This window comes from Microtetraspora sp. NBRC 16547 (assembly GCF_030268965.1).
GTDB lineage: Bacteria > Actinomycetota > Actinomycetes > Streptosporangiales > Streptosporangiaceae > Microtetraspora.
Window position 1 is genome coordinate 33,271 of the sequence record NZ_BSSE01000033.1, and the last position, 14,663, is coordinate 47,933.

14 protein-coding genes, 1 tRNA gene and 2 pseudogenes are annotated in these 14,663 nt (G+C 69.2%); 9 read left to right on the forward strand and 8 right to left on the reverse strand.

Features of this window, described 5'->3' with window-relative positions; translation table 11 throughout:
* The first annotated feature begins 5 nt into the window (after positions 1 to 5).
* The 7 genes and pseudogenes from QSK17_RS31040 (at position 6) to QSK17_RS31065 (ending at position 6,265) form a co-directional block, all read left to right on the forward strand.
* Positions 6 to 956 carry a thioesterase II family protein gene (locus tag QSK17_RS31040; protein ID WP_285709157.1) on the forward strand — a complete coding sequence of 317 codons (951 nt, stop codon included), beginning with the start codon at positions 6 to 8 and terminating at the stop codon, positions 954 to 956.
* Positions 953 to 1,567 carry an MptD family putative ECF transporter S component gene (locus tag QSK17_RS31045; RefSeq protein ID WP_285709160.1) on the forward strand — a complete coding sequence of 205 codons (615 nt, stop codon included), beginning with the start codon at positions 953 to 955 and terminating at the stop codon, positions 1,565 to 1,567. Before QSK17_RS31040 ends, QSK17_RS31045 begins: the two co-directional genes overlap by 4 nt.
* Before the next feature lie 44 nt (positions 1,568 to 1,611).
* Positions 1,612 to 2,334 carry an energy-coupling factor transporter transmembrane component T gene (locus tag QSK17_RS31050; protein ID WP_285709162.1) on the forward strand — a complete coding sequence of 241 codons (723 nt, stop codon included), beginning with the start codon at positions 1,612 to 1,614 and terminating at the stop codon, positions 2,332 to 2,334.
* Positions 2,331 to 3,812, forward strand: a complete 1,482-nt coding sequence (locus QSK17_RS31055; protein ID WP_285709164.1) for an energy-coupling factor ABC transporter ATP-binding protein — start codon at positions 2,331 to 2,333, stop codon at positions 3,810 to 3,812. Before QSK17_RS31050 ends, QSK17_RS31055 begins: the two co-directional genes overlap by 4 nt.
* 714 nt (positions 3,813 to 4,526) lie before the next feature.
* The gene (locus tag QSK17_RS31060) at positions 4,527 to 4,856 is read left to right on the forward strand and encodes a class II glutamine amidotransferase domain-containing protein (protein WP_285709165.1); all 330 of its coding nucleotides are present in this window, start codon (positions 4,527 to 4,529) and stop codon (positions 4,854 to 4,856) included.
* A 37-nt stretch (positions 4,857 to 4,893) separates the two neighbouring features.
* A pseudogene (locus QSK17_RS36490) lies at positions 4,894 to 5,028 on the forward strand (hypothetical protein); the annotation flags it as partial.
* Between the two features lie 158 nt (positions 5,029 to 5,186).
* Positions 5,187 to 6,265 (forward strand): annotated as a pseudogene (locus QSK17_RS31065) (asparagine synthetase B family protein).
* A 245-nt stretch (positions 6,266 to 6,510) separates the two neighbouring features.
* Here the strand turns inward: QSK17_RS31065 and QSK17_RS31070 are convergent.
* The 8 genes from QSK17_RS31070 to galU all read right to left on the reverse strand — a co-directional run bounded on the left by QSK17_RS31070 (position 6,511) and on the right by galU (position 12,272).
* Positions 6,511 to 7,047: an MFS transporter gene (locus tag QSK17_RS31070; RefSeq protein WP_285709167.1), complete on the reverse strand. Its 537-nt coding sequence runs from the start codon at positions 7,045 to 7,047 to the stop codon at positions 6,511 to 6,513.
* Between the two features lie 233 nt (positions 7,048 to 7,280).
* A tRNA-Ala gene (locus QSK17_RS31075) sits at positions 7,281 to 7,357 on the reverse strand.
* A gap of 49 nt (positions 7,358 to 7,406) precedes the next feature.
* On the reverse strand, positions 7,407 to 8,231 hold the full coding sequence (gene sepX, locus QSK17_RS31080; RefSeq protein WP_285709169.1) for a divisome protein SepX/GlpR: 825 nt from the start codon (positions 8,229 to 8,231) through the stop codon (positions 7,407 to 7,409).
* A 176-nt stretch (positions 8,232 to 8,407) separates the two neighbouring features.
* Positions 8,408 to 9,055 carry a GNAT family N-acetyltransferase gene (locus tag QSK17_RS31085; RefSeq protein ID WP_285709170.1) on the reverse strand — a complete coding sequence of 216 codons (648 nt, stop codon included), beginning with the start codon at positions 9,053 to 9,055 and terminating at the stop codon, positions 8,408 to 8,410.
* 53 nt (positions 9,056 to 9,108) lie between these two features.
* The gene (locus tag QSK17_RS31090) at positions 9,109 to 9,585 is read right to left on the reverse strand and encodes a MogA/MoaB family molybdenum cofactor biosynthesis protein (protein ID WP_285709173.1); all 477 of its coding nucleotides are present in this window, start codon (positions 9,583 to 9,585) and stop codon (positions 9,109 to 9,111) included.
* Complete coding sequence (gene moaC / locus QSK17_RS31095) at positions 9,582 to 10,052, reverse strand: cyclic pyranopterin monophosphate synthase MoaC (RefSeq protein ID WP_285709175.1); 471 nt, start codon at positions 10,050 to 10,052, stop codon at positions 9,582 to 9,584. Before moaC ends, QSK17_RS31090 begins: the two co-directional genes overlap by 4 nt.
* A 125-nt stretch (positions 10,053 to 10,177) precedes the next feature.
* The gene (gene glp / locus QSK17_RS31100) at positions 10,178 to 11,362 is read right to left on the reverse strand and encodes a molybdotransferase-like divisome protein Glp (protein ID WP_285709176.1); all 1,185 of its coding nucleotides are present in this window, start codon (positions 11,360 to 11,362) and stop codon (positions 10,178 to 10,180) included.
* 4 nt (positions 11,363 to 11,366) lie between these two features.
* On the reverse strand, positions 11,367 to 12,272 hold the full coding sequence (galU, locus tag QSK17_RS31105) for a UTP--glucose-1-phosphate uridylyltransferase GalU (protein ID WP_285709178.1): 906 nt from the start codon (positions 12,270 to 12,272) through the stop codon (positions 11,367 to 11,369).
* 24 nt (positions 12,273 to 12,296) lie between these two features.
* Here galU and QSK17_RS31110 point away from each other — a divergent pair, with 24 nt between their 5' ends.
* Both QSK17_RS31110 and QSK17_RS31115 read left to right on the forward strand, forming a co-directional pair.
* Positions 12,297 to 12,872 carry a 5-formyltetrahydrofolate cyclo-ligase gene (locus QSK17_RS31110; RefSeq protein WP_285709180.1) on the forward strand — a complete coding sequence of 192 codons (576 nt, stop codon included), beginning with the start codon at positions 12,297 to 12,299 and terminating at the stop codon, positions 12,870 to 12,872.
* Between the two features lie 30 nt (positions 12,873 to 12,902).
* On the forward strand, positions 12,903 to 14,411 hold the full coding sequence (locus QSK17_RS31115; protein ID WP_285709182.1) for a potassium/proton antiporter: 1,509 nt from the start codon (positions 12,903 to 12,905) through the stop codon (positions 14,409 to 14,411).
* Positions 14,412 to 14,663 lie beyond the last annotated feature (252 nt).

Consider the following 14,663-nt stretch of genomic DNA (forward strand, 5'->3'; position numbering starts at 1 on the left):
TCGGTATGCTGACTGACGCTTTGTCGCGGGACCGTCGAGCCGGCGCATTTCGCCGGCTCGCGCCCCGCCCCTATGCCCGAGCCCGAGTCCTGTTGTTTCCGCACGGCGGCGGCAGCGCGAGTTATTACCGGCCGTGGGCCGCGGCGGCGCCCTGGGACATCGAATTCCTCGCCGTTCAATATCCGGGCCGGGAGGATCGGTACACCGAACCGGTGCCGGCGGACATGCAACGCCTCGCCGCTGTGCTGGCGGCCGATCTGCCGCTCGACGGGCCGCCGCTTCCGACGATCCTGTTCGGGCACAGTATGGGCGCCATCGTCAGCTATGAGATAGCCCGCCACCTCACGGCTCTGGGCGAACCTCCGACGGGACTGGTCGTGTCCGGCCACCCCGCCCCGGCGTTGACCCGGCCGGGCCGGGTCCATCTCGGCAGCGACGCGGAGCTCATCGAGGAGTTGCGCCGCACCGACGCGACACACCGCGACCTCCTTGACAACGCCTCGTTCATCCAGGCGTTCCTGCCCGTGATCAGGAGCGACTACCGGTTGAGCGAAACCTATCGGCCCCTGCCTGGTGCGCGGCTGCGGACTCCGGTCACGGTGCTGTACGGCGATCGGGATCCTGAGATCAACTCGTCGGAAGCCGACGGGTGGCGCGAGGTCACCGACAGCCCGTGCGAATTGCGCGTCTTCGAGGGCGGTCATTTCTATCTCGACGAGCACCGTGACTCGGTCATCGCACTCCTGACGGCTCAGGCACGCGCGGCGTCCGAAACATCGGCGACCCATGGCCGTCCACCCCGTGACCGCCCGCCGACCGGACAAGAGGGCACCACGGCACGCGGGGCCACGCGTCGCCCGGCCGGCGGAGCAGGGCTCGCTCGGCGCCTCGGCCGCGTCTGCGGCCGGCAGCACGAAGACATTCCCGCATCCGAGTTGAGGACAGTGATACCGTGACCGTCGAAACCACCGAGCACCGCATCGATTTCCGGATGACCCCGAAGGATCTCATCAATATCGGAATCTTCGGCGCGCTCTACCTCGTGACCGTGGGGATATTCAACCTCCTCGAATTCATCAATCCGGTGGCGACGCTGGTCGGGGTCCTGGTCGGCATCGTCGCGGCGGGCATTCCGTTCATGCTGTTCCTCACCCGGGTGCGGCACGCCGGCATGGTCACCGTGTTCGCCGTCATCGTGAACGGTTTCATGCTGCTCATCGGTAGCCCGCCGATCGGTCTCGTCATCGGGGTGGCGGCGGCGCTGGTCGCCGAGGTGCTGCTCTGGCTGGGCCGGTATCGATCGCGGCAGATGAGCGTGCTCGCCTATTCCGTGTTCAGCGCCTGGTTCATGGGGATGTTCTACCCGCTGTTCTATGCTCGCGCCGAATTCCTGTCCAGCCCGTACATGAAGGAGATGGGTGCGGAGTACGTCCAGCAGCTGGACACCTTGTTGTCGCCGGCCGTGCTGATCATATTCGACCTGTCCACGCTGGTGTTCGGTCTGATCGGCGGTGTGCTGGGACTTCGCCTGCTGGACAAGCACTTCCGGAAAGCCGGTTTGGTGTGACCGGCACCACCCCGCAACTAGGCCCGGCCACACTGGCTGGGACCATGCCCGCCACACCGGAGGGGACCGCCACCCGATGGGTGCTGGACCCACGCACCGCGGTGGTGCTCCTGCTTGCCGCGAGCGTCACCATCATGGCGCCCGACGGGATATGGTTCGTGCCGGCGGCACTGGTCGCCGGTGTGCTGCTGGCGATTCTCGAACGTGCCTGGCGGCGCGCGATCGGATTGCCGCTGGCCGCAGGGGCGGCCGCCGCGCTGACCTACCTGCTGCCGATGGCCGTCCCATCGCCGGTATTCGGCCTTGTCGGGGTCCTGGCCGGGTTCGCGCTGCGGCTGGTAGCCGTGGGCGGCATTGCCGCACACCTGGTCCGGACCATCCCGCCGACCCGCTTGATCGCCGCGCTGCGGTCGGCGCGGGTGCCGATGGCATTCACCGTGTCCGGCGCGGTGCTGCTGCGGTTCGTGCCCACTATCGTCGCCGAGACGCGGGCAGTCTATGACGCCATGCGGCTGCGCGGGCTCGGCGGCTGGTGGGCGATGTTGCGGCATCCCGTCCGCAGTATCGAATACTTCATGGTGCCGCTCATGGCGTCGAGTCTGCGTGCGGCAGGGGATCTGTCGGCGTCGTCGCTGCTGCGCGGGCTGGGCTCGGAAGCGCGGCCGACGTCGATGCATCCGCCGCGGTTCGGCCCCGCCGACGCGGTGGCCGCGGTTGTGGCGGTGATCCTTGCGGCGGCGACGCTGCTGTGGAGGTCCGGGCAGTGATCTTGCTGAAGGACATCCGGTGGGTGTATCAGGGGGCCGACACCGCCGTACTCCACGGGTTGGACCTGTACATCCGGCGTGGCGAGACGGTGGTGTTGTGCGGGCCGAGCGGATCGGGCAAGAGCACGGCGCTGCGGCTCATGAACGGCCTCATTCCCTTCTTCCATGAGGGGACCCTCGACGGGGAGGTCCGCGTCCGCGGGGAGCCGATCACCGATCTCGCACAGGTCGGGCGGGTGACGGGGACGGTGCTGCAGCATCCGCGCCGCCAGTTCTTCACCGACGCCATCGACACCGAACTGGCTTTCGCGCTCGAGAATTTCGGTACGCCGCCGCAGCGCATCCGCGACCGGGTCGGCGAGGTCATCGCCGAGCTCGGGCTGGCCGATCTCACCGGTCGGTTGCGGGAGCTGTCAGGCGGTCAGCAGCAGCGGGTGGCCTGTGCGGCGGCCATCACGCATGGGCCACCGCTGCTGCTTCTCGACGAACCCACCTCCAACCTGTCCCCGCGCGGCATCGCAGATCTCACCGCGATCCTGCGTCACCTCCGCGAGCAGGGCGTGACCCTCGTCATCGCCGAACACCGTCTGCACTATCTGCGCGAACTCGCCGACCGGATCGTGGTGCTCCAGGACGGCCGCGTCGGCAGGGAATGGACCAGGGCCGAATTCGCCGGGCTGACCGATGAGATGCTGCGCGAGGAGGGGTTACGCGGTCTCGACGCGCCCGGAAGAGCCGGGGTGGCGCCGGCTTTCGCGTACGGACCCAGCGTCGAGCCGGGAGAAAGCCGGCCTCGGGAGACGGCGCCGGCGGGCGAGGCCGGCGAAAGGGCTGGCGTCGCGACGGCACCCGGACCGGGCGCGGGCGGTGCCGGTGTCGCTCTGAGAGGCATCCGTTGCGCATTCGGCGGACGCCCCGTGCTCGACATCGCGGAAGCACACCTGCCTGCCGGCGTCATCACCGCTGTCACCGGCCCCAATGGCGCAGGCAAGACGACCCTGGCCCGGATCCTCGCCGGGCTGCAACGCCACGCCGGCCAGGTGCTCCTCGACGGCCGCCCGCTGTCCCGCTCGCGGCGGCAGCGCGCGTGCGCGATCGTCATGCAGGATGTGCAACGGCAACTGTTCACAGACAGCGTCACCGCCGAACTGCGGCTCGGTACGACTCCGGATCACGCGGAACACGCCGCCGCCGTGGTCGCCGATCTCGGCCTGGACGGTCTCGGCGACCGGCACCCGCTGTCGCTGTCCGGCGGCCAGCAGCAGCGCCTGGTCGTCGCCACGGCCCGCCTGAGCGGCAGCAGCATCGTCATCTTCGACGAGCCCAGCTCCGGTGTCGATCGCCGTCACCTGCAATCGATGACGCGAACCATGCGCGACGTCGCCGCGAACGGGGCCGTGGTGGTCCTGATCAGCCATGACGCCGACCTGCTCGCCCTCGCCGCGGACCAGGAACTACGCCTGTGCCCGCTCCGGTGACCGCCCAGCCGGTGCACAGCGGAACACGGCCGGAATCCGTTCGCGGCGGTGTACGGCCCCGCGATCCTCCTCGACGGAGGGGTTACCGGGCTACTGGCCTCCCGCCGCCTCGTCGGGCAGCGGGGCGGAACGCAGCAATCCGTCGATGATCGCCGTCAGTCCCTCTCGATGCGTGTCACGGGCGTTGAGCTCGCCCAGCGACCGGCGACCGCCGCAAGCCAGGGGTGCGTGCCGCTCTTCGCAGCCTGGTGGAGCGCCGCGATTGAGTCGCGGTGCCGGTCCGAGGATTTTCGCGCCGCCCGAAGAGGGCGGGGTCCTGGAAACGTCTGCCCAGCTTCACGGCGCGATGGTCGGCGGTTTACGGCAAGAGCGTGCGGTGACTTTGTCCGGGGAATCATGGTCCCTTGATCCAATCGAGCACCGCATCAACACGATCAGCGTCCTGCGAATGGTCAACGCATGGGACGCCGGAGGCGCGCACCGGACGGGGCGTGGTGACGCCCGGTCGCCCACGGTCGCGCCGTATCGGCACGAACTCACCGAGGTGCTGGGGTGGACCCCTCCGCCCCGATATCGGAAGAGCCGCCCACAGTTGCGGATCTGGCTGTATGAGAAATGCACGGAAACGTAGTGGAAATGAGGTCGTGAGATGTGCGGGATTGCTGGCTGGGTGTCGTACGACGCCGATCTGACGCACCGGGGTGACGTGCTCGAATGACCGAGACGATGGCCTGTCGTGGGCCGGACGGCCGGGGCACGTACGTGCGCACCCATGTCGGGCTGGGGCATCGGCGCCTTGCCGTCATCGACCTGCCCGGCGGAGCGCAGCCGATGAGTGTGAGCACACCGGCCGGCGACATCGCCCTGGTGTACTCCGGGGAGGTCTACAGCTTCCAGGAACTGCGTGATCGGCTCAAGACACTGGGGCACGCGTTCCGGACCGACAGCGACACCGAGGTTGTGCTCGGCAGTTACCTGGAGTGGGGCGAGAGCTTCGTCGACTACCTCGACGGCATGTACGCGTTCGCGATCTGGGACGACTGAGACCAGAAGCTGCTTCTCGTGCGCGACACCGGACGGCGTGCTGTTCGGCTCCGAGCCCAAGGCGATCCTGGCGAACCCGCTGGTACGCAAGGTGGTCGACAGGGACGGACTTCGGGAGCTGTTCGCGCAGACCAAGACCCCGGGCTGGGCGCTGTGGAAGGGCATGCACGAGTTGGTGCCCGGCACGCTGATCACCGTGGACCGCGGCGGGATGCGGCAGCGGACCTACTGGCACCTGCGCGCGATCGAGCACACCGACAGTCGTGGCGACACCGTGGCACGGGTGCGCGAACTGCTCACCGACATCGTCGACCGGCAGCTGATTCGGATGTGCCGCAGTGCGTCCTGCTCTCGGGCGGTCTGGATTCCAGCGCGATCACCTGTTTGGCCGCGGAGCGGCTGGGCCTGCGGGGCGAGCAGGTGCGCAGTTTCTCGGTGGACTTCGTCGGCCAGGAGGAGAACTTCGTCCCCGACGAGATGCGCGAGACCCCCAACTCGCCGTTCGTGCGCGATGTCGCGGCGCACGTGCGGTCCGCGCACCGGGATGTGGTGCTCGAGCCCTCCCAGCTCTCGGATCCTTCGGTGCGGCGCGCGACCGTCGCCGCCCGGGACATCCCGAACGGGTTCGGTGATCTCGACAGCTCGCTTTACCTGCTGTTCAAGGCTATTCGGGAACATTCGACAGTGGCGCTGTCGGGGGAGTCGGCCGACGAGGTGTTCGGCGGATATCCCTGGTTCCACAACCCGGCGGCGCTCCGCGGCGACACCTTCCCGTGGATGATGTTCATTCCCCCGATGAGCCTCGCGTCACGGACCGATCACATCGAACCCGGCCTGCGCAAGCGGCTCGACGTGCAGACCTACACCGCCGACCAGTACGCCACGGCCCTCGCCGAGGTCGAGTACCTCGACGGGGAATCGAGCAGGACCGGCTCATGCGCATCACATGCCACATGCATCTGACGCGTTTCGTACGCACACTGCTGGACCGCAAGGACCGGCTGTCGATGGCGGTCGGCCTTGAGGTGCGGGTGCCCTTCTGCAACCACCGGCTCGTCGAGTACGTCTACAACACGCCATGGTCGCTGAAGACCTTCGACGGCCGGGAGAAGAGCCTGCTGCGACAGGCGGTGGCGCCTGTGCTGCCGCGGTCGGTGCTGGAACGGGTCAAGAGCCCGTACCCGTCGCCCCAGAACCCCGGGTACACGGCAAATCTGCAGCAGCAGGTGAAAGAGCTTGTCGCCGACCCGGACGCGCAGGTGTTCGCCCTGGTCGACAGGAACTGGGCGCAGCAAATCGTGGCGCAGGATCCGGCGCGCATGCCGATGGGCGTACGGGCCAGCCTCGAGCGCACGCTCGACCTGAACGTCTGGCTGGAGCTGCATTCGCCCGAACTGCAGCTGGACTGATCAGCCCCGTTCGTACACCCGATGGCGGTCGCTGCGAGTGGCAGCGACCGCCTTTGCGAGGCCACACAGGGCTCCGCGCCCGTCACCGACACCGGCGACCGAGTTTCCGGCGGCGCGGCAACCGCGAGATCGTGCGGCTGATCCCCGCGATGCGCATGGGTCAGGCGGGTGGTCGCCGACTCACGGTATGTACCGCGCCGCGCAGAGGTTACGTCAGTGGGCACCCATTGTTGCGGCATGGCCCGTTACTCCGGTTCTGGGAGCAGGTCACGGTTGCCGTGCTCTGCCGGTGTCGCTGTTCTTATGCGTGGTACGACGGTGAAGGCGATCACGGCGGCACCGACCAGGAGCACGGCGCCGAGTGTCATGCTGAGTCCGTATCCATCGGTGAGGCCCTCGAGTGTGGTGTTCTGGCCGGTGTGCTCATGGGCGGCGGTGCCGAGGGCGGCCAGTCCGAGTGAGGCGCCGATCTGGCGCGAACTGGAGAGCAGGCCGGAGGCGGCGCCCGTCTCGTGTGGCGCGACTCCCACGGTGGCGGTGGAGACGACCGGTCCGAGGCAGAGCCCGAATCCGATGCTGGTGACGAGCGACGGGCCCAGGACGTCGGTGAGGAAGGAGCCGTCGGCGCTCATCATCCCGAACCAGGCGAACCCGGCCGCGGTCACCAGCCCGCCGACGATCAGCAGGGTGCGGAGCGGAACACGGTGCTCAGCTTCACTAGTTCCGTACCCAGCGCTCAGTAACGACGTAGCGCAGCGCATCTGCTTCCCCACGTCCGGCATGCCCCAATGCCTGCCAGCGCAGACGTGAGACTCCTGGGTAGGCGGACCGTTCACCCCGCCCACATACCGGGACGGTAAACAACCGCCTTCTGGCTGGACCGCCGCCTGCCGCACCTGGCCATCGAGGCGACGCCGAGGCGATGGACGAAATCTTCAAAGAGCCGTAGTCACTCACTGAGTCACTCGGAAGATCAGAAAGGCCGGTCCCGCTGGGCGGAACCGGCCTCTGACATTGGTGGAGCTATGGGGATTTGAACCCCAGACCCCTTCGATGCGAACGAAGTGCGCTACCGGACTGCGCTATAGCCCCAATGCCTCGACTAGATTAGCAAACATTCGGAGCTGTTCGCGCCATCCGATCAATCTCCGACCGCCCGCCTGTCGGTGTACGGATTGGAGTACTGGTCGAAGACCTGGACCCGCTTGCGCGCCTCGAGCATGATGACCTCCGCCTCGCGGGCCATGGCCTCGAGCGCGCGCCTGCGCTCGCGCTGCTTCGCGAGCCGCTCCGCCCGTGCCTTGGCGGCCAGCTCACGCCGCTCCGCGTCCACCCGTACGGCGACGCGCAGCACGGCGAGGTACGCGACGAGCAGGACGGTCGACGGCGCGACGGCCCACCAGGGCGCGACCCTGACCGCTGCGGTGACGGTGGAGGCGATGACGAGCAGGATGCTCCAGAGCAGCCTCCGGCGGCGGCGGGCGATGATGATCGCCCTGCGCCTCCGCCCGGCACGGCGAGCCCGGGTCGCCCGGTCCGCGGGGGACGGGGAGGCTTCCCCGGTGGCCGGCGACGTGGCCGTGGCGCCGTCCGTCTCGGTGGCGTCCGTCTCGAAGGTGGCGTCCCGCTTGGCCGAGGCGCCGTCGCTCGCGACACCGTCACCCGGAGAGCCACCGCCCGACGCGCCACCCGAGATCACTTCGCTGATCGGGGCGACGATGGTGCCGGACCCCTCGGCCTCCGCGACCGGAGCCGAGAGCGGAACAGAGGCGGAACCCGTGCCGGAGGAACCCTCGGAGGGCTCCGCGCGCGGGCTCTCGATGACCGTGTCCGCGTCGGCCGCGGGCTCGGCGGGCTCGTCCTCGTAAAGGTCGTCGATGGCGTGCTTGTCCCTGCGCAGCCACATGGGAAGCAGGACACCGAGCCACATGACGACGATGGCGAGGTAAAGGAGGACGCTACCCATGCGACCACCTCCAGAGATGCCGAGCACACCTGCGGACTCTGGGCGTCGGAGATGTGCTCACGTCACGCACCGTAAGACTGCGTGTCACTGATTGACGAGCATTCGATGCGGTGTGTCGCGAGATCGTCAAAGCTGTTCATGTAATTCGATCCCGGCGTGCGCTCGCCGGGAGCCGCTCACTGTCCCGGGGTCGTCTCCGTGCGGCCGGACGCCGCCGCTTCGCGGGCGCGCCGCCACTGGACCAGGAGGCCGCGCGGGACGTCCTCGACCGTCAGCGCGTAGCAGATGTGGTCCCGCCAGGCGCCGTCGATGTGGAGCTGGCGCCTGCGAACGCCTTCCTCCCGGAAGCCGAGTTTCTCGACCACCCTGCGGCTCGCGTGGTTCTCCGGTCGGATGTTCGCCTCCAGGCGGTGCAACCCCGTGGTGAAGAAGCAGTGGTCGATGGCCATGGCCAGGGCGGTCGGGATGATGCCGCGCCCGGCGAGCGCGCCGTCCACCCAGTATCCGACCTGGGCCGAGCGGGCGGACCCCCAGACGATGGCGCCCACGGTGAGCTGCCCGGCGAACTCCCCCTGGTAGGTGACCACCCAGGGCATGGCGAGCCCCTGCCTCGCCTCGCGCCGCAACGTACCCACCATCGAGACGTACGGCCCGAGGCCGGTCCGAAACAGCGGCGTCTCGGGATTGCTCGGCTCCCAGGGCCGCAGCCAGTCGGCGTTACGCAGCCGGGTCTCACGCCAGATCCGGACGTCACGCAGCCGCAGGGGCCGGAGGCCGACGGGCCCCTCGGTCAGGGCCGCAGGCCAGCCGCGAAGTCGATCCACGGGTCAATCATCCCCCGAAGGCCACGGAGGCGCCACGCCGGTGCCCGAACCGGTCATCTGCGGTGGTCGCCACCCCTGATCTGGTCGACGGCGTGGCCCAGGATGGGGGCGAGGACCGCCATCCCGTCGCGTACGCCGCCCGAGGAGCCGGGCAGGTTGACGATCAGCGTGGACCCGGCCTGCCCGGCGAGGCCGCGGGACAGGATCGAGGTGGGCACCTTCTCCCGGTTCACGTGTCGTACGGCCTCCGCGATGCCGGGGATCTCGCGGTCGAGGACGCGGCGCGTCATCTCGGGCGTGAGATCCAGGGGCGTGAGGCCGGTGCCGCCGGTCGTCACGATGACGTCGTAGCGGTCGTCGACGCCCTGCCGGAGGGCCGTCTCGACCGGCTCGCCGTCGGGGACCACCTTCGGTCCGTCCACGGTGTCGCAGCCCGTCTCCGCGAGCAGCCTCGCCAGCAGCGGCCCCGAGGTGTCCTCGTAGACCCCGGCGGACGCGCGGTTCGACACCGTGATCACAAGTGCTCTCACGGTCGCGTCCAGACACCGGTCTTGCCGCCGGTCTTCTCCTCGACGCGCACGCCAGTGATGACGGCCGCGGGGTCGACGGCCTTGACCATGTCGATCAGGGCCAGGGCCGCCACGGTGACGGCGGTCAGCGCCTCCATCTCGACGCCGGTGCGGTCGGCGGTCTTGACCCGGGCGGTGATCTCCACCCCGGTGTCGACGACGTCGAGCACGACTTCGACGCCCTGCACGGCGATCGGGTGGCAGAGCGGGATGAGGTCGGGCGTGCGCTTGGCCCCCATGATCCCGGCGATCCTGGCCACGCCGAGGGCGTCGCCCTTGGGGACGTCGCCCGCGCGGAGGGCGGCCACGGCGGGAGCGGCGAGCAGGACGCGCCCGGTGGCGGTGGCCGTACGGACGCTGACGTCCTTCTCCGAGACGTCCACCATGCGGGCGGCGCCGGTTTCGTCGATGTGCGTCAGATCGGTCATGTCTCTCCTCGCCTACTCGGAGTCGTGTCCGCGAATCGCGCCGTGAATCGTGCTGTGCATCGCACGGTGGATCGCGCCGTGAATCGCGCGGTGCATCGCACTGTGGATTCGCTCGCTGCGCCCGCTCACAGCGGGATCACCTCCACTTCGGCTCCCTCGGGGAGCTCTGTCACGTCTTCGGGCACGACGACGAGGGCGTTGGCGGACGCGAGCGCGGCGAGCTGGTGCGAGCCCTGCCCGACGACCGGCGCCACCTTCTCCCCCGACAGCACGGCGCGCAGGTAGGACCGCTTCCCCGCGGGCGACCGCAGGTAGGCCGTGGTGGTCGCCCTGATCGTCAACGGCGGGCCCTCGGGCAGGCCGCGCATCTTGCGCAGGGCCGGCTCGACGAAGAGCACGAACGACACGAAGGACGAGACGGGGTTGCCGGGCAGCGTGAAGATCGGCACGTCGTCGTCGCCGACCACGCCGAAGCCCTGGGGCATCCCCGGCTGCATGGCGACCTTCTCGAAGACGACCTTGCCGAGCGGGGCCAGCGCCTCCTTGACCGGTTCGTACGCGCCCATGGAGACGCCGCCACTGGTGACCACGGCATCGGCCCGGACGAGCTGGGCCTCAAGCGCGTCGAGGAACCGCTGCGGGTCGTCCGTCACGGCTCCGGCGCGGAAGACCTCTCCCCCGGCCTCCTGGACGGCCGCCGCGATCATGAAGCTGTTGGACTCCCAGATCTGGCCGTGTCCCAGCGGCGTGCCCGGCTCGGCGAGCTCGGCTCCGGTGGAGATCACCACGACCCGGGGCCGGGGCCGTATCAGCACGCGGCGACGGCCGACCCCGGCCAGGATGCCGAGCTGCGCGGGCCCGATCACGCTCCCCGCACGGAGCACGATCTCGCCCGCGCGTACGTCCTCGCCGGAGCGCCGGATGGCATTGCCCGCGGGAACCGGCCGGTGGACGGTGACACGGGCCGTGCCGCCGTCGGTCCACTCCACCGGCACGACGGCGTCGGCACCGGCGGGCACGGGCGCGCCGGTCATGATGCGCGTGACCATGCCCGGCCCCATCGCGCGCAGCTCGCTGTCCCCCGCGGCCACGTCCTCGATCACCGGGAGCACGACCGGCGCGCCGGCCACGTCCGCGGCGCGTACGGCATAGCCGTCCATGGCCGAGTTGTCGAAGGGGGGAAGTGCCACAGGCGACGCGACGTCCTCCGCGAGCACGGTGCCGTGGGCCCGTTCGAGGTCGACCTCGAGGGGCGCCAGCGGCCGTACGGTCGCGAAGATGTCGGCCAGGTGCCGATCGACCGATTTCATGCCTCTAGGATCCCGCCTGGTCGAGGAACTCGCGCAGCCACGGGATGAACTCCGGCGCCAGGTCCTCGCGGTCGGCCGCGAACTGGACGACCGTGCGCAGGTAGTCGAGCTTGTTGCCCGTGTCGTAGCGGCGGCCGCGGAACAGCACGCCGTGGACCGGGCCACCCTCTTCCGTGCCGCGGGAGGCCAGCGTGCGCAGGGCATCGGTGAGCTGGATCTCGCCGCCGCGACCGGGCGGGGTGTGCTCCAGCACCTCGAACACGGCCGGGTCGATCACGTAACGGCCGATGATCGCCCAGTTGGACGGCGCCTCGTCGGCCGGCGGCTTCTCCACCAGGTCGGTCACACGGACGACGTCGTCCTGGTCGGTCACCTCGATGGCGGCCGCGCCGTACAAGGAGATCTGCTCGCGCGGCACCTCCATCAGGGCGATGACGCTGCCGCCGTAGGTGGCGCGAACCTCGATCATGCGCTGCAGCAACGGGTCACGGGGGTCGATCAGGTCGTCACCGAGCAGACAGGCGAAAGGCTCGTCGCCGACGTGCTGCTTGGCGCACAGGACGGCGTGGCCGAGGCCCTTGGGCTCGCCCTGGCGCACGTAGTGCATGGTGGCGAGGTCGACAAGCTCCTGGACCTGCGAGAGGCGCTCCTCGTCGCCCTTGGCGCGGAGCGCGTCCTCGAGTTCGTAGGCGACGTCGAAGTGGTCCTCGATCGAGCGCTTGTGGCGGCCGGTCACCATCAGAACGTCGAGCAGACCGGCGGAAACCGCCTCCTCGACGACATACTGAATGGCCGGCTTGTCGACGATGGGCAGCATCTCCTTGGGAGTCGCCTTGGTCGCGGGCAGGAATCGGGTGCCGAGGCCCGCCGCCGGCACAACGGCTTTCGTTACGTTCTCAAAGTCAGCCATGGTGGAACACTAATGGAGCAGGCTATGGACAAGATGAACCTACGGCGATGGATTCTTAACACACGGTCAGGGCTGGATGAGAAGGTCCTGCGTGAGTCGTCCGCCGCGATCAGGGAGCACCTGCTGGAGCAACCCTGGGTTCAGATGGCCGGGCTGGTCGCGTGTTACTGGTCGATCGGGTCCGAGCCGTCAACCCACGGCCTGGTCTTCGCACTGTGGAAGCACGGGGCGACGGTCATGCTGCCGGTGCTCCGGCCGGACCGCGATCTCGACTGGGCGGTGTACGACGGTCCGGACTCCCTCGCTCCCGGTCCGTACGGGATCATGGAGCCGGTGGACACGCGGCGCGGCGTGGACGCGATCAGGACAGCCGCGCTGGTCATCGTCCCCGCGCTCGCGGTGGACAGGTCGACGGGGATCCGGCTCGGGCGTGGCGGCGGGTCCTACGACCGCGCACTGGCCAGAGTGGGACCCAACGTCCCGACCGTGGCGCTGCTGCATGAAGGGGAGCTGATCGAGGGGATTCCCGCCGAATCACACGATCAGCCCGTCGCATTTGGGGCATTACCGACCGGTATTGTTCATTTGCGACAAATGTGACGAGGCTGCCGTAGCTCGAAGGGGGGGCAGGTGGGGCTGAACGTATGGCTGCTCCTGTCCGCCATCGTCGTCATCACGGCAATCATCTCGGTCCGCATCGCCCACCGCACGGGCCTGCCCAGCCTGTTGATCTATCTCGGCCTCGGCATGCTGGTCGGGGAATCGGGATTCGCGCACATCCACTTCGAGAACGCGGCGCTCGCCCAGCAGCTCGGTCTCGTCGCACTCGCCGTCATCCTCGCGGAAGGCGGTCTGACGACCAACTGGCAGAGCGTACGACGTGCCGTGCCCACGGCCCTGGTCCTGGCCACGGTCGGCGTCGCGGTCAGCATCGTCGCGTTCGCGGTGGCCGTACAGGGCCTCCTCGGCATGAGCTGGCGGATGTCGCTGCTGTTCGGCGCGGTGCTCGCCTCAACCGACGCGGCGGCCGTGTTCTCCGTGCTGCGGCGGCTTCCCCTGCCTCCGCGGATCGCGGGCGTGCTGGAGGCGGAGTCCGGTTTCAACGACGCGCCGACCGTGATCGTCGTGACGATGCTCAGCCTGCCCTCCGCGCCCATGCCGTCAACGTGGGACATCCTGGTCAACGCCGCGTACGAGCTGGCGGTGGGGGCCGCGGTGGGGCTGGCGATCGGCCCCCTGGCGTCGTACCTGTTGCGCCGGGTGGCGCTGCCCGCCTCCGGCCTCTACCCGATCGCCGTCATGGCCGTCGCGTTCCTCGCGTACGCGGGGGCCGTGCAGCTCCACGCGAGCGGCTTCCTCGCCGTCTACGTCGCGACGCTGATCATCGGGAACAGCCGCCTGCCGCACCGATCAGCCACCCGCGGGTTCGCGGAGGGCGCCGCGTGGCTGGCCCAGATCGGCCTCTTCGTCATGCTCGGCATGCTCGCCAGCCCTTCGGAGCTGCCGAAGACGATCGTCCCCGGCCTGCTGGCGGGTGTGGCCCTCGTGCTGCTCGCCCGCCCGCTCTCCGTCGCCGTCTGCGCGCTTCTCGTGTGGCTCGCGCGCATCGACCGGATCTCCTGGAGAGAACAGGTGTTCCTCTCCTGGGCCGGTCTGCGCGGCGCGGTGCCCATCGTCCTGGCCACGATCCCATGGGCGGACGGCATGATCGGCGCCAAAGGGCTGTTCAACGAGGTCTTCATCATCGTGGTCGTCTTCACGCTGGTGCAGGGCCCGACCTTGCCGTTCCTGGCCCGGCGGCTCGGCATCAGCGCCGAGGGAGAGGCCCGCGACCTCGACGTGGAGGCCGCGCCGCTTGAGGAGCTGAAGGCGGATCTGCTGCAGGTGCGGATCCCTCCCGGCTCCATGATGCAGGGCGTGGAGATCTTCGAGCTGAGGCTCCCCGCGAACGCGGCGGTGACGATGATCGTGCGCGAGGGACGTTCCTTCGTCCCGTCGGAGACCACCAAGTTGCAGGCCGAGGACCAGCTCCTCGTGGTCACCACGGCCGCGCAGCGGCAGGTCGTCGAACAGCGACTGCGCGCCGTGAGCCGCAAGGGCAAACTGGCCGGCTGGTACGGCGAACGCGGCACAACGTGAACGTTCACATGAGTGAACGGCGCCGGCCTCCGACGCGGGCGTTCCGGATGGCGCGCCGAAGGCGTGTCACGCGTCGCCGTCCCATCATGTGGACATGCGGTGTTCCGGGATGTGGTGACACCGTCTCCTGCGGAGTGACACCCGTGATCACATACGGATGACGTCCAGGCGTGTGAGCACAGGGCATTCGCGCCTGTGGCGCGGGCATTCCGGCAGGTCGGGCGGGCGCCTCAGTCGCGGGTACGCAATAAA